Raw genomic sequence first — 23,664 nt, 5'->3', positions numbered from 1 at the left:
GGAGCGGCAGGTGCGGCGGAGCGAAAGTCCTTTCATCGAATGGCCCGACCGTCGCCGGCTGCTGGTCGGCCTCGGCGCCACCGTCGCGCTGGCGACGCTGGGCATCGGGCCGGGCGCCGTCGAGGCCGAGGCGGCGCGGCAGGGCTTCCCGGCTTTCGTCGCCTCCTTTCGCGACAAGGCGCGGGCGCGTGGGGTGTCGGATGCCGTCTATGACCGGGTGATGAGCCGGATCGTGCCGGACACCTCGGTCTATGCCCGCGACAGCGCGCAGCCGGAGTTCCGCGAACAGCTCTGGCAGTATCTCAACCGCCGCATCTCGGACTGGCGCATCCGGACCGGCGTGGCGGCCTATAAGGCGAATGCCCGGCTGCTGAAGAAGCTGGAGGCCGATTTCGGCGTCGCGCCGGACATCCTCCTCGGGCTGTGGGGCATGGAGACGGCCTTCGGCGAGCTGGTCACCGATCCGGATCACATGAAACCCGTCTTCAACTCGCTCGCCGCGCTGGCCTGGGGCGAGCCGCGCCGGCAGGCCTACTGGCAGACCGAGCTCATCAACGCCCTGCTCATCGTGCAGCGCGGCTGGGGCACGCCGGACGAGATGCTGGGCTCCTGGGCGGGCGCGATGGGCCACACCCAGTGGATGCCCGAGGTCTGGCTCAATCTCGGCACCGATTATGACGGCGACGGCCGCATTTCCCCCTATGAGATCGGCGACGCGCTTGCCGGCACGTCGCGCTATCTCCTCAAGCGCGGCGGCTATCAGCGCGACCTGCCCTGGGGATTCGAGGTGACGATGGCAGGGCTGCCCGCGGGCCTTGCCGACGAGCGCACCAGCAAGCCGGTCGAAACGTGGGCGAAGCAGGGGATCAAGCCGGCGGGCGGGGGACGATTCGCCTATCCCAAGGCGGTCGCGCGGCTATGGGCGCCGGTCGGTCCGGAGGGACCCGCCTTCCTGCTGACGAAGAACTTCTATGCGGTGAAGTCCTACAACCCTTCGATGAACTATGCGCTCGCCGTGTGCCATCTCGGCGACCGGGTGCTGGGCGAGAAGCCCTTCGTCACGCCCTTTCCCGGCGGAGAGCGGCCGCTGACGCTGCCGGAGGTGCAGGAGGTACAGAAGCGCCTCACGGCGGCCGGCTTCGACACCGGCGGCACCGACGGGCGGGTCGGCAACCTCACCATGAAGGCGGTGCGCGACTTTCAGCAGAAGGCCGGCCTCGCCCCGGCCGACGGCTATGCGGGGCTGGACGTGCTGGAAGCGCTCCGCAAAGGACGCTAGAAGGCAGGTGCCGAGGCGCGCGCCCTTGACCTCCAGCCGCTTTCCGCCTATGCACCCACACCTCGCCGGGCGCTCGCACGTCCGGCGAAGATGTTTCACGCACCCGTGACCGTGCCCGGCGCGTTCGAGCACGATCTGTCGGCCCTCTTGAGGAGGGCACAGGAGGGGGCGCGATCCAATCCGCAACCTATGCGAAGAGGACCAGCGCAATGAGCAAGCGCATTTCGGCCAAGCACAAACTCGATCGCCGCATGGGCGAGAACATCTGGGGTCGTGCAAAGAGCCCGATCAACAAGCGTGAATACGGCCCCGGCCAGCATGGTCAGCGCCGCAAGGGCAAGCTTTCCGACTTCGGCGTGCAGCTGCGCGCCAAGCAGAAGCTGAAGGGCTATTACGGCTCGGTCGGCGAGAAGCAGTTCTACGCCACCTATGTCGAAGCCGCCCGCCTGAAGGGTGACACCGGCGCCCAGCTGATCGGCCTGCTCGAGCGTCGCCTCGATGCGGTCGTCTACCGCGCCAAATTCGTCCCCACCGTGTTCGCCGCCCGCCAGTTCGTGAGCCATGGCCACGTGAAGGTGAACGGCCGCCGCGTCAACATCCCGAGCTATCAGGTGAAGATCGGCGACGTGATCGAGGTGAAGGACGCCTCCAAGCAGCTCGCGCTGGTTTTGGAAGCGGTCGCCTCCGGCGAGCGCGATGTTCCGGACTATCTCGAGGTCGATCACTCCAAGCTGACCGCCAAGTTCGCCCGCGTGCCGGAGCTGAACGAGGTGCCCTATCCGGTCGTGATGGAGCCGAACCTCGTCGTCGAGTATTACTCGCGCTGATTTCCGGTCTTCGGACCCACGGAAAAGCCGCCCTTCGGGGCGGCTTTTTTGTTGGGCAGGAGCGAAGCAATGCGCGCTCAGGCGCTGTCGTTCAGGGCGATCGCGGCACGGACCAGGGCGGTGAACGCCTGCGCATCCAGCGTGTCGCCTTCGTGCAGGTCGATGGCGCGCCGCACACGGCCATCGAGGCTGGCATTGAACAGGCCATGCGGATCCGCCAGACGGGCACCCTTGGCGAAAGTCAGCTTCACCACGCTTCTATAGGTCTCGCCAGTGCAGAGAATTCCCTTGTGCGACCAGGTGGGCACGTCGCGCCACTTCCATTCCTCCACCACGCCGGGGTCCACCTTGCGGATGAGCGTGCGCACCTGAGCGAGCATTGTGCCGCGCCAGTCGGAGAGTTCCGCGATGCGTGCGTCGATCAGGCGGCTGACCTTGTCCGGCGCGGTGGCGGAGGTCTTCGGCACGGGGTTTCTCCTCTGTCAGTGAGGGCAAGGCGTGGCGGCAGGGTGCCGAAACGAAAACGGGGCGCTCATGCGCCCCGCCTTCAGCCTTGCCGTTGCCTGAGATCACGCCGTGGCGCGGCCCATCACCGGCACACCTTTTTCTTCCAGCAGGGTCTGCAGTTCGCCGGCCTGGAACATCTCGCGGACGATGTCGCAGCCACCGATGAACTCGCCCTTCACGAAGATCTGCGGAATGGTCGGCCAGTTGGTGTAGTCCTTGATACCCTGCCGGATCTCGTCGGAATCGAGCACGTTGATGCCCTTATAATCGACGCCGAGATGGTTCAGGATCTGTGCGACCTGGCCGGAGAAACCGCACATGGGAAATTGCGGAGTGCCCTTCATGAAGACGACGACGTCGTTGCTCTTCACCTGGGAGTCGATGAAATCCTGAATGCTCATGTGACGCTCACCCGTCTCACGCCTCCGCCGGGAGGCCGCTGTTGTCCGTGACGTAAGTGATGGCGCGCAGCGCGCCATTCAACCCTTGGGCGCAGATATAAACGAAGCCGGGCGCGCTGTCGCGGCCCGGCTCGTCCTCCGATACCCGTCGGCACTCAGTCCTTCGGCACCTCGGTCTGCAGAGCGAGCGCGTGGAGCACGCCGCCCATCTGCTCGCCGATCGCCTTGTAGACTAGCTGATGCTGCTGCACCCGCGACTTGCCGCGAAACACCTCGCTCACGACGGTCGCGTGGTAGTGGTTGCCGTCGCCCGCGAGGTCGCGGATGATGACCTGCGCGTCCGGCAGGCCCTGCCGGATGAGGCGCTCGATCTCTGTTGCTTCCATCGCCATGGCGTCAGCCCCTCAGATAAGGCCCGCGCCCATATAGATGGGCAGCCAGGCTTCGTTGCGCTCGCGCAGGGCGTCCACCGGCATGGGTCGCTCGCCCGGCACGGTGATGCGGTCGCCGCCCGTGGCGCCGATCTTCTGGATCGGGACGCCGGCTTCCTCGGCCCGCTTCAGGATGCCGTTCTTCGGATTGCCGCAGGTGATGACATAACGCGCCTGGTCCTCGCCGAACCACCAGCCCAGCGGCGAGACGCCGGCGGGCGGGGCCAGCAGGTTGGCGCCGATGCCGGAGGCCAGCGCCATTTCCGCGATGGCGACCAGCAGGCCGCCGTCGGATACGTCATGCACCGCGGTGACCAGCCCTTCCTCGATCAGGCTGCGGACGAAATCGCCATTGCGGCGCTCCGCGGCGAGGTCGACCGGCGGCGGGGCGCCGTCCTCGCGGTCGAGGATTTCGGCGAGGAAGGCGGACTGGCCGAGCCAGCCCTTGGTCTCGCCGATCAGCAGGATGGCCTCGCCGGCATTCTCGAAGGCGAGGCTGATGGTCTTCGACACGTCGTCCAGCACGCCCACGCCGCCGATGGTCGGGGTCGGCAGGATGGCGCGGCCGAAAGTCTCGTTGTAGAGGCTGACATTGCCGGACACGACCGGGAAGTCGAGCGCCTTCGCCGCTTCCGCGATGCCCTTCAGGCAGCCGACGAGCTGGCCCATGATCTCCGGCTTCTCGGGATTGCCGAAGTTCAGATTGTCGGTCAACGCCAGAGGTTTGGCGCCGACGGCTACCAGATTACGCCAGGCTTCCGCCACCGCCTGCTTGCCGCCCTCGAACGGGTCCGCCTCGCAATAGCGCGGGGTCACGTCGGTGGTCATGGCGAGTGCCTTGGGCCCCTCGTTCACCCGCACCACCGCCGCGTCGCCGCCGGGGCGCTGCACGGTGTTGTTGAGGATGAGGTGGTCGTACTGCTCCCAGATCCAGCGCTTGGAGGCGAAGTCGGGCGAGCCGATCAGCCGTTCCAGAATACCGGGGATGGTGTGGTTCACCTCAAGGCTCGCGGGGTCGATCGGGGCCTGCTTGGGCGTCTCGACCCAGGGCCGGTCATAGAGCGGAGCCTCGTCGCCCAGTTCCTTGATCGGCAGGTCGGCGACGGTCTCGCCCTTGTGCTTCACCACGAAGCGCAGCGTGTCGGTGGTGTAGCCGACGATGGCGAAGTCGAGCCCCCATTTGCGGAAGATCGCCTCGGCCTCATCTTCCTTGCCCGGCGCGATCACCATGAGCATGCGCTCCTGGCTCTCGGAGAGCATCATCTCGTAAGCGCTCATGCCGGCCTCGCGGCAGGGCACGTTGTCGAGGTTCAACTCGATGCCGAGATCGCCCTTGGCGCCCATCTCGACCGCCGAGCAGGTGAGCCCTGCCGCGCCCATGTCCTGGATGGAGACGACGCAGCCCGCTTCCATGATCTCGAGGCAGGCTTCCAGCAGCAGCTTCTCGGCGAAGGGATCGCCGACCTGCACGGTCGGGCGCTTCTCCTCCGCACCCTCGCCGAATTCGGCCGAGGCCATGGTTGCGCCGTGAATGCCGTCGCGCCCGGTCTTGGAGCCGAGATAGACCACCGGCAGGCCGACGCCGGTCGCCGCCGCGTAGAAGATCTTGTCCGCTTCCGCGAGGCCCACCGCCATCGCGTTCACGAGGCAGTTGCCGTCATAGCGGGTGTGGAAGCCCACGAGCCCGCCCACCGTCGGCACGCCGAAGGAGTTGCCGTAGCCACCGATGCCCGAGACCACGCCCGCCACCAAATGCCGGGTGCGCGGGTGGGTCGGGTCGCCGAAGCGCAGCGCGTTCAGCGCCGCGATCGGGCGGGCCCCCATGGTGAAGACGTCGCGCAGGATGCCGCCGACGCCGGTGCCCGCGCCCTGGTGCGGCTCGATATAGGACGGATGGTTGTGGCTCTCCATCTTGAAGACGGCGGCCAGCCCGTTGCCGATGTCGATGACGCCGGCATTCTCGCCCGGCCCCTGGATCACCCAGGGCGCCTTGGTCGGCAGGCCCTTGAGGTGCAGGCGCGAGGACTTGTAGGAGCAGTGCTCGTTCCACATCGCCGAGAAGATGCCGAGCTCGGTGAAGCTCGGCTCGCGGCCGATGAGCTTCAGGATGCGCTCATACTCATCCGGCTTGAGGCCGTGCTCGGCAACGAGTTCCGGCGTGATCTTCGGTTCGTTGGGGATCATGCGACCGCCATCATCAAGGTTGGGCTCGGGGACGGGGAGGGGCCGGGGCGCAGAGCGCCGGTCAGGCCCGCTCCAGCACGCCTGCGAGGCTCTCGAACAGGGGCCGTCCGTCGGTCGGGCCGACGAGCGGGTCCACGTGATTTTCCGGGTGCGGCATCAGGCCGAGAACGTTCAGCTTTTCGGAGGCGATGCCGGCGATGGAGTTGGCGGCGCCGTTCAGCACCTGCTCGTCGTCGCGCTGGCCGGCGGTCGTCACATAGCGGAAGATCACCCGGCCCTCGCCCTCCAGCCGCCGCAGGGTCTCGGCATCCGCAGTGTAGTTGCCCTCGCCATGGGCGACGGGAATGCGGATGACGGCGCCCTTGGCGTATTTGCGGGTGTAGGGCGTGTCGATCCGCTCGACCCGCAGCAGCGCCTCGCGGCAGATGAAGCGCAGCCGGGCGTTGCGCACCAGAACGCCGGGCAGCAGGCCGCTCTCGCACAGGATCTGGAAGCCGTTGCAGATGCCGAGCACCAGCCCACCGCGGGCGGCATGGGCGCGCACCGCATCCATGATGCCGGCGCGGGCGGCGATGGCGCCGCAGCGCAGATAGTCGCCATAGGAGAAGCCGCCCGGCAGCACCACCAGATCGGTGCCGGCCGGCAGCGCGGTTTCGGCGTGCCAGACCATGGCCGGGCTGTGGCCGGAGACCGCCTTGAGCGCGCGCGCGACGTCGCCCTCGCGATTGGAGCCGGGAAAGACGATGACTGCTGCTTTCATGGCGGCGTCAGCTCACGAACTCGATGCGGTAGCTCTCGATGACGGTGTTCGCCAGAAGCTTCTCGCAGGCATCCTTGAGGGTGGCCTCGGCCTTCGTCTGGTCGGTCTGGTCGAGCTCGATGTCGAACACCTTGCCCTGCCGAACGCTGCCGATGCCGTGGACGCCGAGCGAGCGCAGGGCGCCTTCGATGGCCTTGCCCTGCGGGTCCAGCACGGCGGTTTTGAGGGTGACAAGGACACGCGCCTTCATGAGTGTCGCCTTCTGCGCCTTTAGCCAAAAACAGGAAGGCGGGGGCTCGGTGAGGGGCCCCCGCCTGACTTCGGGTCGGCCGAGCCGGAGGCTCAAGCCGATCGGATCACTTGTCCGGCTCGGACTTCACGAGCACCGGGCCGGTATTCTGGCCGCGCTCGTTCTCGGACATGATGCCGAGACGGCGGGCGACCTCGGCATAGGCCTCGACGAGCCCGCCCATGTCGCGGCGGAAGCGGTCCTTGTCCAGCTTGTCGTTGGACTTGATGTCCCACAGCCGGCACGAATCGGGGCTGATCTCGTCAGCGACCACGATCCGCATCATGTCGTTTTCCCACAGCCGGCCGCATTCCATCTTGAAATCGACGAGACGGATGCCGACGCCAAGGAAGAGGCCGGAGAGGAAATCGTTAACGCGGATCGCGAGCGCGATGATGTCGTCGATTTCCTGGGTGGTGGCCCATCCGAACGCGGTGATGTGCTCTTCCGACACCATCGGGTCGTTGAGCTGGTCGTTCTTGTAGTAGAACTCGATGATCGAGCGCGGCAGCGCCGTGCCTTCCTCGATGCCGAGGCGGGTCGAGAGCGAACCGGCCGCGACATTGCGCACCACCACCTCGAGCGGAATGATCTCAACCTCGCGGATGAGCTGCTCGCGCATGTTGAGGCGCTTGATGAAGTGTGTGGGGACGCCGATCTCGTTCAGCTTCAGGAAGACATATTCCGAGATGCGGTTGTTCAGCACACCCTTGCCGTCGATGACGTCGTGCTTCTTGTTGTTGAAGGCAGTGGCGTCATCCTTGAAATGCTGGATCAAAGTGCCGGGCTCGGGGCCTTCATAAAGGACCTTGGCCTTACCTTCGTAAATGCGGCGGCGGCGGCTCATGGGTGGGTACCGTCGGTTGAGGAAATCCATCGTGCCGGGGCTCCGGTTCTGCTGGTCCACGGCTCGGGGCGCCGAGCGTTCGAGCGGCGTGAGGTGCCACGTCGATTCGTGACGCATTGCACAAGCGCCCACCGCCGGACACTAGCTGATCGGCGGGCCGTATACAACGCGATGCCTTGAAGCGCGAGACCGCCTTGTGCATGTCTGGCGTGCTTCCGGGGCTGGGGTGGTGCTACGCGGGCCTTTGCGGCGTCGCGTTGCCGTCAAGGGCCCCTGCGGCGCCGCCGGCGTTGATTTGGGTATCGCGGCGGGATAATCAAGCTGCCCAACAGTAACCCAGCGGGGGTCTCCATGAGCAGTTTCGATAAGCGCGAAGAAGGTTTCGAGGCGAAGTTCGCGCATGACGAGACCGTGCGGTTCAAGGCGCATGCCCGCCGCAACCGCGCGCTCGGCATATGGGCGGCTGAAAAGCTCGGCCTTGCCGGCGACGAGGCTGCGGCCTATGCGCGCTCCCTGATCGAGGCCGATCTCGAAGAGGCCGGCGACGAGGACGTCTATCGCAAGCTGAAGGCCGATTTCGACGCCAAGGGTCTCGACATCTCCGAGCATCGCATTCGGCGTACCATGGAAGAGCTGCTCACCGAGGCGATCGCGCAGATCAAGAGCGTCGGCTGAGGGGACGATGGCCGGTCGCTCGGCCGATTGAAGACGGCCAGCGGGTCGCGCGGTCTCGATGCGCACCCGACGGCAATGAAACCTCGCATGTCCCATCTCGTTGTCTGATAGGCCGGGGCCGACCTCGGCGCGAGCGTCTGTGCGATGTCATGGTCGGCGGAGAGCGTCCGATGAGATCACTCCGAACAATCCTGCTGGCCGGCGGCTTCTCGCTGGCGGGCACCGCCGCCTCGCTTGCGTGGCCGGCGACCGTCACCTCGAACGTGAATGTACGCACCGGGCCGGGCACCGGCTATGCGGTGGTGAACTCGCTGCCGGCGGGTGCCGGCGTCGAGGTGCTGAAATGCGAGGGCAACTGGTGCCGCACCAATGCCGGCTGGGTCAGCGCCAATTTTCTGGCGCAAGGCGGACCTGCCCCCATCGTCGTGCGGCCCTATGTCTATCCTCCGGTCGTCTATCCCCCCGTCGTGGGGTTCGGCTGGGGCGGCGGTTACTGGGGCGATTACTGGGGCCCGGGCTATTGGGGCGGCGGCTATTGGGGGCCCGGTTCGCGCTGGCGCGGTGGCCCCGGCTGGGGGCCCGGTCCACGGCCACCGGGCGGTCCCGGTTGGGGGCCCGGCCCGCGTCCGCCAGGCCCCGGTCCGGGTCCGGGTCCGGGTCCCGGCCCGCGCCCGCCCGGCTTGCCCCCCGGCGGACCGGGCATCGGCCCCGGCTTCGGCGGTCCGGGAATGGGCAGTCCGGGACTCGGGGCTCCCGGTTTCGGGCCCGGTCCATGGAGAGGTCGCTGACGGGATAAAAAAGGGCCGGTCGCGAGACCGGCCCTTTGCACATGCGGGGCGTGTCGCGCCGGCGCTCAGGCGTGGCCGAAGACGCGGCGGAAGATCGTGTCGACGTGCTTGAGGTGGTAGCCGAGGTCGAACTTCTCGGCGATCTCCTCTTCGGAGAGATATTTCCGCACGTCCGCGTCGGCGGTGAGCAGGGTCCGGAAGTCGCCCTCGCCGCGCCAGACCGGCATCGCGTTGCGCTGCACGAGGCGGTAGGCATCCTCGCGCGAGCAGCCCTTCTGGGTGAGGGCCAGCAGCACGCGCTGCGAATGGACCAGTCCGCCGAGCCGGTCGAGATTCTTCTGCATGTTCTCGGGATAGATCACCAGCTTCTCGACCACGCCGGCCAGCCGGTTCAGCGCGAAGTCGAGCGTCACGGTGGCGTCGGGGCCGATCATGCGCTCGACCGAGGAATGCGAGATGTCCCGCTCGTGCCACAGCGCGACGTTCTCCAGCGCCGGGGTCACCATGCCGCGCACGAGGCGGGCGAGGCCGGTGATGTTCTCGGTGAGCACCGGGTTGCGCTTGTGCGGCATCGCGGAAGAGCCCTTCTGGCCGGCGGAAAAGAACTCCTCGGCCTCCAGAACTTCCGTACGCTGCAGATGGCGGATCTCGGTCGCGACGCGCTCCATGGAGGAGGCGACGACGCCGAGCGCGGCGAAATAGGCGGCATGGCGGTCGCGCGGGATCACCTGCGTCGACACCGGCTCGACCTTCAGCCCCATCTTCTGCGCGACATATTCCTCAACCCGCGGGTCGATCTGCGCGAAGGTGCCGACCGCGCCGGAAATGGCGCAGGTCGCCACCTCCTCGCGCGCGGCGACGAGGCGGGCGCGGTTGCGCTGGAATTCGGCATGGGCCTGCGCCAGCTTCAGCCCAAAGGTGGTGGGCTCGGCATGGATGCCGTGGGAGCGGCCGATGGTGGGGGTCAGCTTGTGCTCGAAGGCCCGCTTCTCCAGCGCCGCCAGCAGCCGGTCGGTATCGGCGATCAGCAGGTCCGCCGCGCGCACGAGCTGCACCGAGAGGCAGGTGTCCAGCACGTCGGAGGAGGTCATGCCCTGATGGACGAAGCGCGCCTCGGGGCCGACGATCTCGGAGAGATGGGTGAGGAAGGCGATGACGTCATGCTTCACCTCGGCCTCGATGGCGTCGATGCGGGCGACGTCGAAGGTCGCGTCCTTCGCCTTCTCCCAGATCTTCGCGGCAGCCTCCTTCGGCACCACGCCGAGTTCGGCGAGGGCGTCGGTGGCGTGGGCCTCGATCTCGAACCAGATGCGGAAGCGGGTCTGCGGCTCCCAGATGGCGGCCATTTCGGGACGGGTATAGCGCGGGATCACGGGCGGCTCTTTCCTGTCGGCATCAACGCGCGCGCTCTAGCAGATCGGCCCCGCCGCTTCAAATGCCGCGCCCCGCGGAACGCTCAGACCAGCTCGCCCCGCGCCAGCGCGGCGGCCTCGCGAATGGCGGCGATGTTGCCGGCATAGGCCTCGGCGCCACCCTTCAGCACCGCCGAGCCGGCGACGAAGACATCGGCCCCTGCCGCCGCGCAGGCGCCCGCATTCTGCGCCGTCACGCCGCCATCGACCTCGATATGGATGGGGCGGTCGCCGATCATCGCCTTCACCTCGCGCACCTTGTCCAGCATGGGATGCAGGAAGCTCTGGCCGCCGAAGCCGGGATTGACCGTCATCACCAGAACGAGGTCGACGATGTCGAGCACATGGGCGATGGCGCTTGCCGGGGTCGCCGGGTTCAGCGCGACGCCGGCCTTCTTGCCGAGCGTGCGCACCGCCTGCAGCGAACGGTGCAGATGCGGGCCGGCCTCGGCATGGACGGTGAGCACATCCGCGCCCGCCTTGGCGAAGGCTTCCAGATAGGGATCGGCGGGGGCGATCATCAGGTGCACGTCGAAGGTCTTCTGCGAAAGCGGGCGCAGCGCCTTCACCACATCCGGGCCGAAGGAGATGTTCGGCACGAAATGGCCGTCCATGATGTCGATATGGATCCAGTCCGCGCCGGCGGCGTCGAGCGCCTGCGTCTCCTCGCCGAAGCGGGCGAAATTGCTGGCGAGGATGGAAGGGGCGATCGCGATCGGGAAGGTCATCGGGGGCTCCGTCGGCGGGAGGGTGCTGTCCGCTCGCCTAGCATGCGGGGGTCAGGCGAGCCAGTCCGGCAGGCGGGGCGGGGCGCGGCCTTCGGTGAGGGCGGTGACGCAATCCTCCAGCGTGCCGAGCCGCACCGCGCAGCCCGAAAGGCCGGGGCCGTAATGGGCGTATTTGCCGGAATCGGTCATCACCGTGCGCGCCGTCTCGGGGAAAACGGGCCGGGTGATCGAGCACCAGCACAGGTCCGGCACCATCGCCACCCCGCGTGCGGAGAGGCGGGCGCGGATGCCCTCGCGCTCGGCCTGCGCGATCACCTGCCGCCCGGCGGTGATGATGGCGCTAACCTCAGCATGGGCATGCCCGTCCGCGAGGGCGGCGGCCAGCGCGCGGCATTCCTCCAGCGAGGCGTGCGGGCTGCCGATGGCGACGAGGTCGATTGCCTCCGGCCCGTCATTCAGCCGCCGCCAGCCGGAAGCCAGATCGGCGCGGGAGATGCGAAAGCGCGGCACCTCCGCCGGACGTTCCGTGCCGGCCTCCGGCGTCACGCCTTCGATGTGCAGCATCGGCGCGGCGGAGGTGGTGCCGAAGGCGGCGCACAGCGCCTTGAGATCGTCGCGCCCGGGTTTGGCCTCCGCCAGACCGGTGAGCAGCGGGATCCGGTCCTGCGCGATCTCGCCCGCGAGATAGCCGACCAGCGGCCAGAGCGCCGCCCCGGCGCCCTCCGGCGCGTCGATGTCGATGACGAGGCGTGCCTGCCGCTCGCTGTCGACATAAGGGCCGACCCGCGGCGCACGCCCGGTGACGGCGATGCACAGATCGAGGAAATCCGGATGCTTGGCAGTGCGCGCGCCAAGCACGCTGTTGGCGAAGATGACGGCGTTGGATTCCGACCAGCCGATCGGCTCGCCATAGCCCGGGGCGTTCTCCAGCAGATAGGGCGCGCAGGTGAAGGTGGGCCGGCACCCCATCCGCACATAGGCATCGGCGAGGCGCGCGGCGGGATCGCCGAACCCAGGGGCGACGCCCTGCTCCTGCCAGTTCGCGCGATCCACCGAGATGGCGTTCATGGTGGTGGGCACGCGAACCCGAGCGCCGAGCTTTTCCATCGCCTCGGCGAAAACCAGATTGGCCGGACCGGCATAGATGCAACCGTCGATATGGGCGCAGGTCACGTCCGTCAGCGCCGCCGCGCCCTGCTGGCGGGCCATGGCGACGAGGATGCGCATCGCCTGCGCCGCTCCCGCACCGTCCGCTCCGTCCAGCACGGCGCGGTCGCGATCGGTGAGGGCGAGCGCGCGCTCCTGCGGCGGGACGACCGGGATCGCGACCTCGCCCGCCTCGATCGCCTCCGGCGTCACCCGCGCGAAGCGGGCGGCTTCGAGCGTGGCGAAAGCCGCCCGGTTGAGCCGCAGCACCGGCATGGGACGCGCGAACATCTCGCCGGCCACCAGCGCGCCGAGGGTTGCGACATCCTCGGCTTCCGAGAACAGCAGCGCGGCCGGAGCCTTTCCGGCCAGCGCCAGTTCCAGCACCACCCCGGAGCCCGAGCAGGAGCCGCGGCTGGTCGGCAGCAGCACCACCGCGGCGGTCAGGCAGGCTCCGTGCTGGGGATGATGCACGTCGATGATGCGGCCGCTCGCAGGATCGACACCACCCCAGAAGCTCAGCGCCTCGGTGAGCACGATCACCGGCCCCTCGGCGGAGCCGGTCAGAATCGACAGGGCGGCAGGATCGCTCATCACGCTGTTCTCATCCCTTGGAGCCAACGCCTTTCCGCCCGAAGCGTTCGCGCCACGCCGGCTTGGCGTCGGCGAAGGGCAGGGCGGTCGCCTCATAGACGCCCCGCGCGCAGGCCCGCGCCAGCGCATCGACCGCCGCGACGCCGAGCCATGTCATGTCCAGAACCGGATCGGCCAGCGGGCGCCGTCCAGTAGCGGCTACGAACACCGTGTCGCCGTCGAGCGGGGTGTGCACCGGCCAGATGGCGCGGGCGAGCCCGTCATGCGCCATGACCGCGAGGCGCTTGCACTGGGCCTTGGTGAGCTGCGCATCGGTGGCCACCACGGCGATGGTGGTGTTGGCGCCGGAATCGACGCCCTTCACATGCGGCGTCACGGTCGGTGCCGGCAACGGGGAGGGCAGGCCGAGCCCGCCGAACTCGCCGTCCCGCTCGAACGGCGCTGCCCAGAAATGCGGGCCGTCGCCGACAGTCGCCGAGCCGACCGCGTTCACCGCCACCATCGCGCCGACCACATGGCCGGCACCGGAGACGGTGGACGCCGAGCCGAGCCCGCCCTTGAGGATGGCCGTGGATGCTCCCGTGCCCGCGCCCGCGGTGCCGAGCGCGAAGTCCGCGCCCGCGCCTGCCGCGGCCTGATAGCCGAGCTCGCGATAGGGCGGGAAGCGGCCCCAGGCCTTGTCGCCGCCATTCAGCAGGTCGAACAGCACGCAACCCGGTACCAGCGGCACCCGGGCCGTGCCGATCGGAAAGCCAATGCCCTGCTCGGCGAGCCAGGCCATCACGCCCGTCGTCGCGTCGGTGCCGAAGGCCGAGCCGCCGCTCAGCGTGAGCGCGTGGATGGCGCCGACCGTGCTGTCGGGAGCAAGCAGGTCGGTCTCGCGAGTCCCCGGCCCGCCGCCGCGCACATCGACCGAGGCGACGGCCGGCTCGTCGAACAGGACGGCGGTGACACCCGAGCCGAGCGAAAGATCGGTGGCGTTGCCGACGCTTATGCCGGCGACATCGGTAATGAGATTGCGCATCATCATCCTCCCGCGTTCTCCTATCACATCCGGGCGATGGGCGAGCACGCCGCATTGCGTTTCCACCTGCCGGCGTGCTTTTGGGAGGCGTGCCGAGTGGAGGTCCGTGAAACCCGATGGCTGACGTCACCATTCCGGCAGCGTTCGTCGCCGGTCTTGCGAGTTTCGCTTCGCCCTGCGTGCTGCCGCTCGTTCCGCCCTATCTGTGCTATCTCGCAGGTACCAGCCTCGACCAGATCACCCATAAGGCGCCCACCGATGCCGCCGCCCGGCGCACGCTGGCGGCGGCGCTTCTGTTCGTCGCCGGCTTCTCCACGGTGTTCGTCGCGCTTGGCGCCGGCGCCTCGGTCATCGGCGGTTATCTGCGCATGTATGGGCAGGAGCTGGCGATCGTCGCCGGAATCTCCATCCTGCTGATGGGGCTTCATTTTCTTGGCGTCTTCCGCTTCGGTTGGCTGACCCGCACCAAGCGGGTGGAGGTGGGTGCGCCGGTGGGGCTGCTCGGCTCCTATGTCATGGGCCTCGCCTTCGCCTTCGGCTGGACCCCCTGCATCGGGCCGGTGCTGGCGGCGATCCTCGCGGTGGCGGCCTCCGAGCAGACCCTTCTGCACGGCGCCGGATTGCTGGCGGTCTATTCCGCCGGGCTCGGCGTGCCATTCCTGCTGGTGGCGGCGACTGCGCGCCCGGCGCTCGCGGTGCTCTCGCGGGCGCGACGCTTCCTGCCGATGATGGAGAAGGCGATGGGTGGGCTGCTGGTGCTCACCGGCATAGGCTTCCTCTCGGGCTGGATCGCGCAGGCGAGCTTCTGGCTGCTGGAAACCTTTCCGATGCTCTCCCGGCTGGGGTGAGGCGGGCGGCCGCCTCGGGTCTTATCGGCTCAGCCCCTTGCGCATGCGGATGCAGGCCATGCGCAGCCCGCCGCGCAACAGGTGCTCGCCATTGCGCACGGTGAGATAGCCGTGGCGGTGGTAGAAAGCCTCGGCGTTCAGCGAGGCGTCGAGAATGAACTCGGTGAGGCCGTATTTGACGGCCCGCTGCTCCAGCGCCGCGAGGATGGCGGCACCGATGCCCTGCCGTCCGCATTCCGGCAGCACGTAGACCGCGCGCAGTTCGCGGTTTCCCGGCACGAAGGATCCGAAGCCGGCGAGGCTGCGCCCGCGCAGCCGGGCGACGATCGCCTCCTCCTCCCCGATCTCGATGCGATGGGCGAGGGCGTCGACATGGTCGCCCCGCACCGGCAGCGGCGCCCAGGCTTCCACGATGTCCGGCGGATAGAAGGCAGCCGCGGTGCCGCGGATCGCGGCGCGGTGGACCTTGAGAATGGCTTCGGCGTCTTCGGGCCGGGCTGTCTCGAGGCGCATCGTCGTCGTCATTCCATGGAAAGGGGCACGGAGGCGGGAAAGGGCAGGGGCGAGGTCATGAGAAGACGCAGGCCGTTCTCCAGCTTTTGTCCCCGCACGCGATCTTGCGCAAGGGGAATGGCGGCGTATGGGGGCAGCCGATGTGCGAATGGGTTGCCGGCAATGTTTCCCGCTGCGCGTGGTCGGCCGACGGCTGCAAAAGAAAGACCGCCGGGACGGGTGCCCCGGCGGTCTTCCAAAGGTTCAGCGGAATGCGCGAGCGCGAGCGCCGGCTCACATCTCGGTGTAGCCGCCGTCCTTCCAGACATACATGACGTAGTCGAGGGTGGTGCGGTCGCCCTTCTTGTCGAAGGTCAGCTTGCCGAGGACGGTGTCGAACGCCTTGCCGGAGTGGATGTAATCGGCGATCTTCTTGGGATCGAGCGACTTGGTCGCGTCGGCAGCCTGCTGCAGCACCTGACCGGCGGCATAGGTGTAGAGCACGTAACCTTCGGGGTCGATGCCCTTCGCCTTGAACTCTTCCACCACCTTGGACGCCGTCGGGCTCTTCCGCGGATCGGGACCGAAGGTCATCAGGGTGCCGGCGGCGCCCGGACCGGCGATGGTCCAGAATTCCTTGTCGGTGATGCCGTCGCCGGAGAAGAGCACGGTCTTCATGCCCTGGTCGCGCATCTGGCGCACCAGCAGGCCGGCTTCGGTGTGCAGGCCGCCATAGTAGAGGATGTCGACATTCGCCGCCTTGAGCTTGGAGACGAGGGCCGAGTAGTCCTTCTCACCCGGATTGATGCCTTCGTAGATCACTTCCTTGACGCCACCGGCGTTCATCGCCTTCTGCGTCTCGTCGGCGAGACCCTTGCCGTAGGGGGTCTTGTCGTGGACGATCGCGATCTTCTTGTCCTTGAAGTTCTTGATGATGTATTCGCCGGCGACCGCGCCCTGCTGGTCGTCGCGGCCGCAGGTGCGGAACACCTCAGGCAGGCCGCGCTCGGTCAGCTTCGGGTTGGTGGAGGCCGGGGAGATCATCAGCACGCCAGCTTCGGAATACTGCTCCGAGGCCGGGATCGAGACGCCCGAGTTGAAGTGGCCGAGCACGTATTTCACGCCGTCGGCGATGAACTTGTTCGCCACCGAAACGCCCTGCTCGGGCTTGGAGGCGTCGTCACCGACGAAGACTTCGACCTTCTGGCCCTGCAGGCCGCCGGCCGCGTTTACGTCGGCGGCCCACTGCTCGGCGCCGTTCTTGAGCTGCGCGCCGAAGGTGGCGTTCGCACCGGTGATCGGGCCGCCCACGCCGACTTTCACCTGGGCGGAGGCCGGCATCGCCAGCGCCATCATGGCACCCAGCGCAATGCCGGCAAACAGAATCTTCTTCATTAAATTTCCCCTGTGGTAGTTGAGGTCGTTCTACAGTCGAACCCGGCGCATGTTCAGGTCGGCTGCCCGCATCATGCTCGATTTCGTGCCGGAGTCGATTGCAAACCTTCTTGAACAAAAGGCTCAGTTGCGGCCGCCCGAAAGCCACCCGAACCGGCCCGATTGGCGATAGAGCCACCCATAACGGGTCGCCATCTGCTTCGCTCGCTCCGCCCGGAATCCGAGCGTGGCGAGCGCGAGCACGAAGGCGGTGTCGCAGATGAAGTGGGAGAGCGAGAGCAGCGTGCCCTGGAACAGCGCGTAGTGGAAGAACCGCACCACGCAGCCAAGGAGCACGCCATAGAGCAGCACCTGCCGGTAGGGCCGCCAGGTGGAGGCGATCGCCCGGCCGGAGAGCCAGGCCGCACCGCCGCCGAGAACGACGGTGACCAGCAGGAAGTCGCCGCGCGAATTCGTCACCAGCGCCGGCATCAGCACGGCGAGGGCGAGGACGGCGAGAATCACCAGCGCGGGCAGCACGACCGCCAGACTGGTGTTCGAACCCTGGGCGATGATGGTGCCGGAGCCCTTGGTGGCCATGTCAGTGCCTCCCGCCTTCGAGATAGGCGGCCCGCACCTCGGGCCGTTCCAGCAGTTCGCGTCCTTCACCCGACATGGTGACGACGCCGTTGACCATCACATAGCCGCGATGGGCGAGCTTGAGCGCGTGGAAGGCGTTCTGCTCCACCAGGAACACGGTGAGGCCCTCGGTGCGGTTCAGTTCGCGGATCGCGTCGAAGATCTGGCGCACGATCAGCGGGGCGAGGCCGAGCGAGGGCTCGTCCAGCATCAGCAGGCGCGGCCGGCTCATCAGCGCGCGGCCGATGGCGAGCATCTGCTGCTCGCCGCCCGACAGCGTGCCGCCGCGCTGGTTGATGCGCTCCTTGAGCCGCGGGAACATGGCGAACACCCGCTCCAGATCGCCGTCGAAATGGGCGAAGCCGTCGATCGAGGCGCCCATCTGCAGGTTCTCGAACACCGTCATGCGCGGGAAGATGCGGCGACCCTCCGGCGACTGGGCGATCTTGAGCTGCGCGATCTCGTGGGTGGGCATCTTCGTGATGTCCCGCCCCTCGAACAGGATCGCTCCCTCGCGGGCCCGGGGTTGACCGAAAATGGTCATCATCAGGGTCGATTTGCCGGCGCCGTTGGAGCCGATCAGGGTGACGATCTCGCCCTTGTGAACGTCGACGTCGACGCCCTTGAGGGCCATGATGTTTCCGTAGAAGGTCTTGACGCCTCGAACCGACAGCATGGCGGATGCGCTGTCGCGGGCGGCGGGGATGATGTCGCTCACGATGTCGCTCCGGACTGCGCCTCGATCTCGTCGATCTCGGCCTCGACCTCTTCCACGGCGTCCTCGTCCACGCCGAGATAGGCGGCGATGACGCGCGGGTCGTTGCGCACCGCCTCGGGCGTGCCGTCGGCGATCTTGGTGCCGTAGTCCAGCACCACGACGTGGTCGGAAATCTCCATCACCACGCTCATGTCGTGCTCGATCAGCAGGATCGAGGTGCCGTGCTCGGCGCGGATCATGCGCAGCAGCGTGTTGAGTTCCAGGCTTTCGCGCGGGTTGAGGCCGGCGGCGGGTTCGTCGAGGCAGAGCAGGATCGGGTCCGAGCACATGGCGCGGGCGATCTCGAGGCGTCGCTGGGCGCCATAGGGCAGGTCGCCCGCCGGGTCGTCGGCGCGGTCCAGAAGCTCGACCTTCTCCAGCCAGAACTTCGCCTTTTCCGTCGCCGCGCGGGCGGCGCTGTTCCAGCCGGGCAGGCCGAACAGGCCTTTCAGCGAGAAGCCGGAGGCCGTCATCAGCGCGTTGTGCTGGGCGACCATAAGGTTTTCCAGCACCGTCATGCCGGTGAACAGGCGGATGTTCTGGAAGGTGCGGGCGACCTTCGCCTCGCCGGAAACCCGGTAGTCGGGCATCCGCTCCAGCAGGTAGACCGCCGCGTCGGTGCCCACCAGCGCGCGCTCGCCGATGGCGGTGACGGTGGCGAGTTCGTCCGGCGTCGGCGCGCGATTATGGGCGAGGGCAAGGCGACCCTCGCTCGGCTTGTAGAAGCCGGTGATGCAGTTGAACACCGTCGTCTTGCCGGCGCCGTTCGGGCCGATCAGGGCGGTGATGTCGCCGCGCCCGACATTGAAGCTGAGGTCGTTCACCGCCACCAGCCCGCCGAAGCGCATGAACAGGTGCTCGACGGTGAGGATGGGGTCGGCTTCCCAGCGATGGGTCGCCGCGGAAAGGGGAGAGGTCGCCATCAGCCGTGCCCCTCCTTCACGAGATCGCCGGACACGGCTTTGCGTTCCTTCAGGAAGATGGTCGGCTCGCGGGTGGAGACGAGGCCGCGCGGCTTCCACACCATGATCGACACCATGGCGAAGCCGAAGATGAGCATGCGGTAGAGCGCGGGATCGAAATCCTGCCCGAAGACCTGCTTGAGGAAGTCGAGGTTACGCAGAGCTTCCATGCCGCCCATCATCACCGCCGCCGCGACCGCGACGCCGATCTGCGAGCCCATGCCGCCGAGCACCACGATGGCCAGGATCATCGCCGAGATGTCGAAGGTGAAGCTCTCCGGGCTCACGAAGCCGGCGCGCACCGCGAAGAAGCAGCCGGCGAAGCCGCCGAACATCGCGCCCGTGGCGAAGGCCGAGAGCTTGACGTTGGTGGTGTTGATGCCGAGCGAGCGGCAGGCGATCTCATCCTCGCGCAGCGCTTCCCATGCCCGCCCGACCGGCAGCTTGCGCAGCCGAACCGTCGCGAAGGCGGTGATCAGGGCCAGCGCCAGGATGACGAAATAGAGGAAGATGATGCGGTGCATCGGGCTGAATTCCAGCCCGAACCGCGCCGCGAATCCGTCCTCGCCGGCGGTAAAGGGGATGCCGAAGAAGGTCGCGCGCGGAATGGAGGCGATGCCCGCGCCGCCGCCGGTGAAGTCCACCCAGTTGATGAGGACGAGGCGGATGATCTCGCCGAAGGCCAGCGTCACGATGGCGAGGTAGTCGCCGCGCAGGCGCAGCACCGGAAAGCCGAGGATCATGCCCCACAGCCCGGCGAACAGGCCGGCCACCGGCAGGCAGATCCAGAACGCCCAGTTCGCCCAGAAGGTCTCGCCGAGCAGGCCGCCGAAGAAATGCGTCACCGGCTCGGAGGTGGCGAGCAGTGCGTAGGTGTAGGCTCCCACCGCGTAGAAGGCGACATAGCCGAGGTCGAGCAGGCCGGCGAGGCCCACCACGATGTTCAGGCCCCAGCCCAGCATAACATAGGTGAGGATGAGGATGCCGACGTCGAGCAGGTATCGCGCCTGCGTCATCCCGCCCATCATGAGCGTCGCGAGGAAGGGGAAGCCGATGGCGAAGGCCAGCAGGAGCGGCTTCACCGCCGGGCCGGCCGCGGTGCCGATCCGGTCGAACACGGTCGGGCCGGAGCGGGTCTTCGCGACCCGGTTCGGCGACCAGATGGTGAGGTTGAGGATGAGCCGCCCGATGAAGACGATGCCCACCATGATGGCGACCGTGACCGGCCGGTAGGCGAGGCCGAGCACGCTGCCCGCCCCGGTGTCGATCGCGACCGTCTGGAAGCCCACCAGCGGCCCGATCAGGCCGAGGGTGATGAGGCCGGCGAAGAAGGCGTCCTTCAGCGCATCGCCAAGGACGTTCTGCCCGGCCGGCGCGCCCGCGGCGCTGTCGGCTATTCCCGTAGCCATGGCGCCCTCAGACCTTCTCGACTTCCGGCCGGCCCAGCAGGCCCTGCGGCAGGAAGATCAGGGTGATGGCGAGGATCGAGAAGGCGGCGACGTCCTTGTACTCGATCGAGAAATAGGCCGACCAGAACACCTCGATCAGGCCGATCAGCAGCCCGCCGAGCACCGCACCGGGCAGGGAGCCGATGCCGCCGAGCACTGCGGCGGTGAAGGCCTTCACGCCGGGCACGAAGCCGTCGGCGAAGTTCGCGACGCCGTAATACATCAGGTACATCACGCCGGCGACGGCGGCGAGGGCGGCGCCGATGACGAAGGTCAGCGAGATGGTGTGATCGACATTGATGCCGAGCAGCGCCGCCATCTTGCGGTCCTGCTCCACCGCGCGCTGGGCGCGGCCGAGCGAGGTCTTCTGCACCAGGTACCAGAAGCCGCCGAGCAGAACCGCGGTCAGCACCATGATGATGATCTGCTTCCAGGCCAGCGTGACCTGGTAGCCGTCGTTCTCCATCAGCACGATGACGTCGGTCACCATCGGCGGCACCGGCTTGTTGCGCGGGCCCTGCGCGACCTGGACGAAGTTCGACAGCAGGATCGACATGCCGATCGCCGAGATCATCGGGGCGAGGCGGAAGGAGCCGCGCAGCGGCCGGTAGGCCACCCGCTCGATCGCCCAGTTGGTCAGCGACGTGAAGAACATCGCCACGACCAGCACGATGGCCAGCGCCAGGAAGATCGAGGTGATGCCGAAGACCGTCGTCACCAGCAGGAAGCAGATGAGCGCGATGAAGGCCGACACCATGAAAACGTCGCCATGGGCGAAGTTCACCATGCCGATGATGCCGAAGACCATGGTGTAGCCGATTGCGATGAGCCCGTAGATCGAGCCCAGCGTCAGCCCGTTGATGAGCTGCTGAACGAAAATGTCCATATGACCAGTCCGCTCCCCTCAGCGGAGGCGTTGCCGCCGGTGTTGGCGGGCAGCGGATGTGGGTTCTTGCCCATTATATGCCCGTGCCCGCGCCGTGTGCGAGATAGGCTATTCTTAGCGTGGCGCCGCGCCCGAGACAATTCGATCGAAAGGCGAAATGCAATCCATCGAAACTCGTGATAGTAGCGTTCCAATTAATTTCGAAATTTTTAAATTTCTTTTATTTTACAATATGTTAAGTGATTTTTAGCTGCTGCTTGGCGGGGCGCTCGCGTGTCGTGGCGTGCTGTTGCGAGGCGGCCACAACCTGCGCGTCGTGATTCGACGCCCGCCCTGCTTCCGTCGCCCGCATGCGGAAGGGTTTGGCAGGGAAACCATTCAGCAAACCTGCCCGGCGCTCCAGCCGGAGGCCCAGGCCCACTGGAAATTGTAGCCGCCGAGCCAGCCGGTGACATCCACCACCTCGCCGATGAAATAGAGCCCCGGCACCGTGCGGCATTCCATGGTGCGCGAATCGAGGGCCCCGGTGTCGACCCCGCCCAGCGTCACCTCCGCGGTGCGGTAGCCTTCGGTGCCGAGCGGGCGCAGCCGCCAGTCGCCGATCGCCGCGCTCACCTTGCGCAGCGCGGCGTCGCCGAGGTCGGCGAGGTTGCGTCCGCCGCCATGTTCCTCGCCGAGCATCTGGGCGAGCCGCTTCGGCAGCAGCGTTGAAAGCGCGGTCGCGAGCGATTGCCGGCCATGGCCAGCCCGTGCCGCGCGCAGCGCCGCGAACACATCCTGCCCGGGCGCCATGTCGATCGCGATCTCCTCGCCCTCGCGCCAATAGGAGGAGATCTGCAGCATCGCCGGCCCGCTGAGGCCGCGATGGGTGAAGAGCATCGCCTCGGCGAAGCGCGTGCGGCCGTGCGCGGCGATGCAGTCGAGGCCGACCCCGGCGAGCGGGGCGAAGCGGGCGAGGGCGGCTTCGTCCAGCGTGAACGGCACCAGCCCCGGCCGGGTCGGCACCAGCGGCAGGCCGAAATGCTCCGCGAGCTGGTAGCCGAAGGAGGTGGCGCCCATCTTGGGGATCGACTTGCCCCCGCTCGCCACCACCAGCGAGCGGCAGGCGATCGTGTCGCGGCCGACGGCGACGCGGAATCCGTCCGCTCCGCGCTCCACGGAATCGACGGAGGTTCCGAGCCGTAGCTCGACGCCCGCGTCCTGCATCCCGGCGCGGAGCATCTCCACCACCTGCCGGGCCGAGCCGTCGCAGAAGAGCTGGCCGAGCGTCTTCTCGTGCCAGGCGATGCCGTGGCGCTCGACGAGGGCGAGAAAATCGCGCGGGGTGTAGCGCTTCAGCGCGGAGATGCAGAAGGACGGGTTGGCGGAGAGGTAGTTCTTCGGACCGGCGTGGATATTGGTGAAGTTGCAGCGCCCGCCGCCGGAAATGCGGATCTTCTCGCCCGGCACGGCGGCATGGTCGATGACGACGACGCGCCGGCCGCGCCGGCCCGCCTCGATCGCGCACATCATGCCGGCGGCGCCGGCCCCGATCACCACAACGTCGACGCCCGACATGCACGCTCCCGCCGGCGCCTCCCGATGGCGCGCCTTGGCCCGGTATCGCGGGGCGGGGGCGGGGCGGTCAAGAGGCGATTGATCGGCGCTGGTGATCGAAACATGCGCCAAGGCGTTGAATCGAGAGCGATTTCCTATCGACGATCCGATTTCGTCCTAGCGGAAACGGTTTTACACTGTGCGCCAACGACACAGGAGGGGGAGTACGGCGATGGCTCTGGAACTGACGGGATCCTATGAGCTGCCGGTGCCGCGGGAGGTCGTCTGGGCGGCGCTCAACGATCCGGACGTGCTCAAGCAGTGCATTCCGGGCTGCGAGGAGCTGGAGAAGACCTCCGACACCGGCTTCCGCGCCTCGGCGGTCGCCAAGATCGGCCCGGTGAAGGCGCGCTTCAAGGGCACGGTGGAGCTTTCCGATCTCGATCCGCCCGCCGGCTACCGCATTTCGGGGCAGGGCGACGGCGGCATTGCGGGCTTCGCCAAGGGAGGCGCGCTGGTGCGGCTGGAGCCGGTTGAGGGCGGCACAACCCTGCATTATTCCGTGGATGCGCAGATCGGCGGCAAGCTCGCCCAACTCGGCCAGCGTCTCGTCGCCGGCAGCGCCAAGAAGCTGGCGGACCAGTTCTTCGAAGCCTTCGCCAAGGCCATGAACGAAAAGGCCGCGGCCGCCTGAACGCAGGCTGTGTCGTCCCGATCCTGCAAGAGAGCCGCGCGCTCTGACCTTGCGTCGCGGCGCGTTCTTATGTGTTGCTGCGGGTGCGATCCAAGTGTTCGGCGTCGCAGCACAGGCATTCGCTCAGCAAAAACGG

The 23,664-nt window shown here is 67.6% G+C and carries 25 protein-coding genes; 6 read left to right on the top strand and 19 right to left on the bottom strand.

What is annotated here, in order from left to right; genetic code table 11:
- Window positions 1-10 precede the first annotated feature (10 nt).
- Complete coding sequence (locus tag MWN34_RS18230) at window positions 11-1,279, top strand: lytic murein transglycosylase (RefSeq protein WP_247030739.1); 1,269 nt, start codon at window positions 11-13, stop codon at window positions 1,277-1,279.
- A gap of 209 nt (window positions 1,280-1,488) precedes the next feature.
- Window positions 1,489-2,106, top strand: a complete 618-nt coding sequence (gene rpsD / locus MWN34_RS18225; RefSeq protein WP_247030738.1) for a 30S ribosomal protein S4 — start codon at window positions 1,489-1,491, stop codon at window positions 2,104-2,106.
- Window positions 2,107-2,183: 77 nt separating this feature from the next.
- On the opposite strand, the gene MWN34_RS18220 is transcribed toward rpsD, so the two are convergent.
- The 7 genes from MWN34_RS18220 to purC all read right to left on the bottom strand — a co-directional run bounded on the left by MWN34_RS18220 (window position 2,184) and on the right by purC (window position 7,555).
- Entirely contained in the window at window positions 2,184-2,573 is a 390-nt protein-coding gene (locus tag MWN34_RS18220; protein WP_247030737.1) for a DUF1801 domain-containing protein, read from the bottom strand.
- A gap of 102 nt (window positions 2,574-2,675) precedes the next feature.
- A complete protein-coding gene (grxD, locus tag MWN34_RS18215) occupies window positions 2,676-3,014 on the bottom strand; it encodes a Grx4 family monothiol glutaredoxin (RefSeq protein WP_247030736.1) in 339 nt (112 codons plus the stop codon).
- 155 nt (window positions 3,015-3,169) lie between these two features.
- Window positions 3,170-3,406, bottom strand: coding sequence for a BolA family protein (locus MWN34_RS18210; protein WP_247030735.1), 237 nt, complete (start codon window positions 3,404-3,406; stop codon window positions 3,170-3,172).
- A 12-nt stretch (window positions 3,407-3,418) separates the two neighbouring features.
- Window positions 3,419-5,626, bottom strand: a complete 2,208-nt coding sequence (purL, locus tag MWN34_RS18205; protein WP_247030791.1) for a phosphoribosylformylglycinamidine synthase subunit PurL — start codon at window positions 5,624-5,626, stop codon at window positions 3,419-3,421.
- Window positions 5,627-5,690: 64 nt separating this feature from the next.
- The gene (purQ, locus tag MWN34_RS18200) at window positions 5,691-6,389 is read right to left on the bottom strand and encodes a phosphoribosylformylglycinamidine synthase subunit PurQ (protein WP_247030734.1); all 699 of its coding nucleotides are present in this window, start codon (window positions 6,387-6,389) and stop codon (window positions 5,691-5,693) included.
- A gap of 7 nt (window positions 6,390-6,396) precedes the next feature.
- Window positions 6,397-6,639 (bottom strand): phosphoribosylformylglycinamidine synthase subunit PurS, encoded by a 243-nt coding sequence (purS, locus tag MWN34_RS18195; protein ID WP_247030733.1) that lies wholly within the window; start codon window positions 6,637-6,639, stop codon window positions 6,397-6,399.
- A gap of 106 nt (window positions 6,640-6,745) precedes the next feature.
- Window positions 6,746-7,555: a phosphoribosylaminoimidazolesuccinocarboxamide synthase gene (gene purC, locus MWN34_RS18190; protein WP_247030732.1), complete on the bottom strand. Its 810-nt coding sequence runs from the start codon at window positions 7,553-7,555 to the stop codon at window positions 6,746-6,748.
- 321 nt (window positions 7,556-7,876) lie between these two features.
- Here purC and MWN34_RS18185 point away from each other — a divergent pair, with 321 nt between their 5' ends.
- Window positions 7,877-8,200 (top strand): DUF1476 domain-containing protein, encoded by a 324-nt coding sequence (locus MWN34_RS18185; protein ID WP_247030731.1) that lies wholly within the window; start codon window positions 7,877-7,879, stop codon window positions 8,198-8,200.
- 170 nt (window positions 8,201-8,370) lie between these two features.
- Window positions 8,371-8,988, top strand: coding sequence for an SH3 domain-containing protein (locus MWN34_RS18180; protein WP_247030730.1), 618 nt, complete (start codon window positions 8,371-8,373; stop codon window positions 8,986-8,988).
- Between the two features lie 65 nt (window positions 8,989-9,053).
- On the opposite strand, the gene purB is transcribed toward MWN34_RS18180, so the two are convergent.
- From purB to MWN34_RS18160, 4 genes are all read right to left on the bottom strand, one after another.
- Window positions 9,054-10,361 carry an adenylosuccinate lyase gene (gene purB, locus MWN34_RS18175; protein WP_247030729.1) on the bottom strand — a complete coding sequence of 436 codons (1,308 nt, stop codon included), beginning with the start codon at window positions 10,359-10,361 and terminating at the stop codon, window positions 9,054-9,056.
- Window positions 10,362-10,444: 83 nt separating this feature from the next.
- Entirely contained in the window at window positions 10,445-11,128 is a 684-nt protein-coding gene (rpe, locus tag MWN34_RS18170) for a ribulose-phosphate 3-epimerase (RefSeq protein ID WP_247030728.1), read from the bottom strand.
- 51 nt (window positions 11,129-11,179) lie between these two features.
- The gene (gene lhpI / locus MWN34_RS18165; RefSeq protein WP_247030727.1) at window positions 11,180-12,868 is read right to left on the bottom strand and encodes a cis-3-hydroxy-L-proline dehydratase; all 1,689 of its coding nucleotides are present in this window, start codon (window positions 12,866-12,868) and stop codon (window positions 11,180-11,182) included.
- A gap of 10 nt (window positions 12,869-12,878) precedes the next feature.
- The gene (locus MWN34_RS18160) at window positions 12,879-13,892 is read right to left on the bottom strand and encodes a P1 family peptidase (protein WP_247030790.1); all 1,014 of its coding nucleotides are present in this window, start codon (window positions 13,890-13,892) and stop codon (window positions 12,879-12,881) included.
- A gap of 116 nt (window positions 13,893-14,008) precedes the next feature.
- Between MWN34_RS18160 and MWN34_RS18155 the strand changes: the two genes are divergently transcribed.
- Window positions 14,009-14,740, top strand: a complete 732-nt coding sequence (locus MWN34_RS18155) for a cytochrome c biogenesis CcdA family protein (RefSeq protein ID WP_247030726.1) — start codon at window positions 14,009-14,011, stop codon at window positions 14,738-14,740.
- 21 nt (window positions 14,741-14,761) lie between these two features.
- Here the strand turns inward: MWN34_RS18155 and MWN34_RS18150 are convergent, their stop codons facing one another.
- The 8 genes from MWN34_RS18150 to MWN34_RS18115 all read right to left on the bottom strand — a co-directional run bounded on the left by MWN34_RS18150 (window position 14,762) and on the right by MWN34_RS18115 (window position 22,855).
- The gene (locus MWN34_RS18150; RefSeq protein WP_247030725.1) at window positions 14,762-15,253 is read right to left on the bottom strand and encodes a GNAT family N-acetyltransferase; all 492 of its coding nucleotides are present in this window, start codon (window positions 15,251-15,253) and stop codon (window positions 14,762-14,764) included.
- A gap of 273 nt (window positions 15,254-15,526) precedes the next feature.
- Window positions 15,527-16,627 carry a branched-chain amino acid ABC transporter substrate-binding protein gene (locus MWN34_RS18145; protein WP_247030724.1) on the bottom strand — a complete coding sequence of 367 codons (1,101 nt, stop codon included), beginning with the start codon at window positions 16,625-16,627 and terminating at the stop codon, window positions 15,527-15,529.
- A 123-nt stretch (window positions 16,628-16,750) separates the two neighbouring features.
- Window positions 16,751-17,098, bottom strand: a complete 348-nt coding sequence (locus MWN34_RS18140; RefSeq protein WP_247030789.1) for a DUF6867 family protein — start codon at window positions 17,096-17,098, stop codon at window positions 16,751-16,753.
- Window positions 17,099-17,207: 109 nt separating this feature from the next.
- Window positions 17,208-17,921, bottom strand: a complete 714-nt coding sequence (locus MWN34_RS18135) for an ABC transporter ATP-binding protein (protein WP_247030788.1) — start codon at window positions 17,919-17,921, stop codon at window positions 17,208-17,210.
- 38 nt (window positions 17,922-17,959) lie between these two features.
- Window positions 17,960-18,925, bottom strand: a complete 966-nt coding sequence (locus MWN34_RS18130) for an ABC transporter ATP-binding protein (protein WP_247030723.1) — start codon at window positions 18,923-18,925, stop codon at window positions 17,960-17,962.
- Window positions 18,925-20,373, bottom strand: coding sequence for a high-affinity branched-chain amino acid ABC transporter permease LivM (gene livM / locus MWN34_RS18125; protein WP_247030722.1), 1,449 nt, complete (start codon window positions 20,371-20,373; stop codon window positions 18,925-18,927). The genes MWN34_RS18130 and livM overlap by 1 nt, the downstream gene beginning before the upstream one ends.
- A 7-nt stretch (window positions 20,374-20,380) precedes the next feature.
- Complete coding sequence (locus MWN34_RS18120; RefSeq protein ID WP_247030721.1) at window positions 20,381-21,298, bottom strand: branched-chain amino acid ABC transporter permease; 918 nt, start codon at window positions 21,296-21,298, stop codon at window positions 20,381-20,383.
- A gap of 378 nt (window positions 21,299-21,676) precedes the next feature.
- Window positions 21,677-22,855 carry a BaiN/RdsA family NAD(P)/FAD-dependent oxidoreductase gene (locus MWN34_RS18115; RefSeq protein ID WP_247030720.1) on the bottom strand — a complete coding sequence of 393 codons (1,179 nt, stop codon included), beginning with the start codon at window positions 22,853-22,855 and terminating at the stop codon, window positions 21,677-21,679.
- Between the two features lie 211 nt (window positions 22,856-23,066).
- Between MWN34_RS18115 and MWN34_RS18110 the strand changes: the two genes are divergently transcribed.
- A complete protein-coding gene (locus MWN34_RS18110) occupies window positions 23,067-23,528 on the top strand; it encodes an SRPBCC family protein (protein ID WP_247030719.1) in 462 nt (153 codons plus the stop codon).
- Window positions 23,529-23,664 lie beyond the last annotated feature (136 nt).

The sequence above is a fragment of the Ancylobacter crimeensis genome (genome assembly GCF_023016805.1).
Taxonomy (GTDB): domain Bacteria; phylum Pseudomonadota; class Alphaproteobacteria; order Rhizobiales; family Xanthobacteraceae; genus Ancylobacter; species Ancylobacter crimeensis.
Note: the sequence above shows the minus strand (reverse complement) of the source record. Positions and strands in the feature narration are given on the sequence as shown.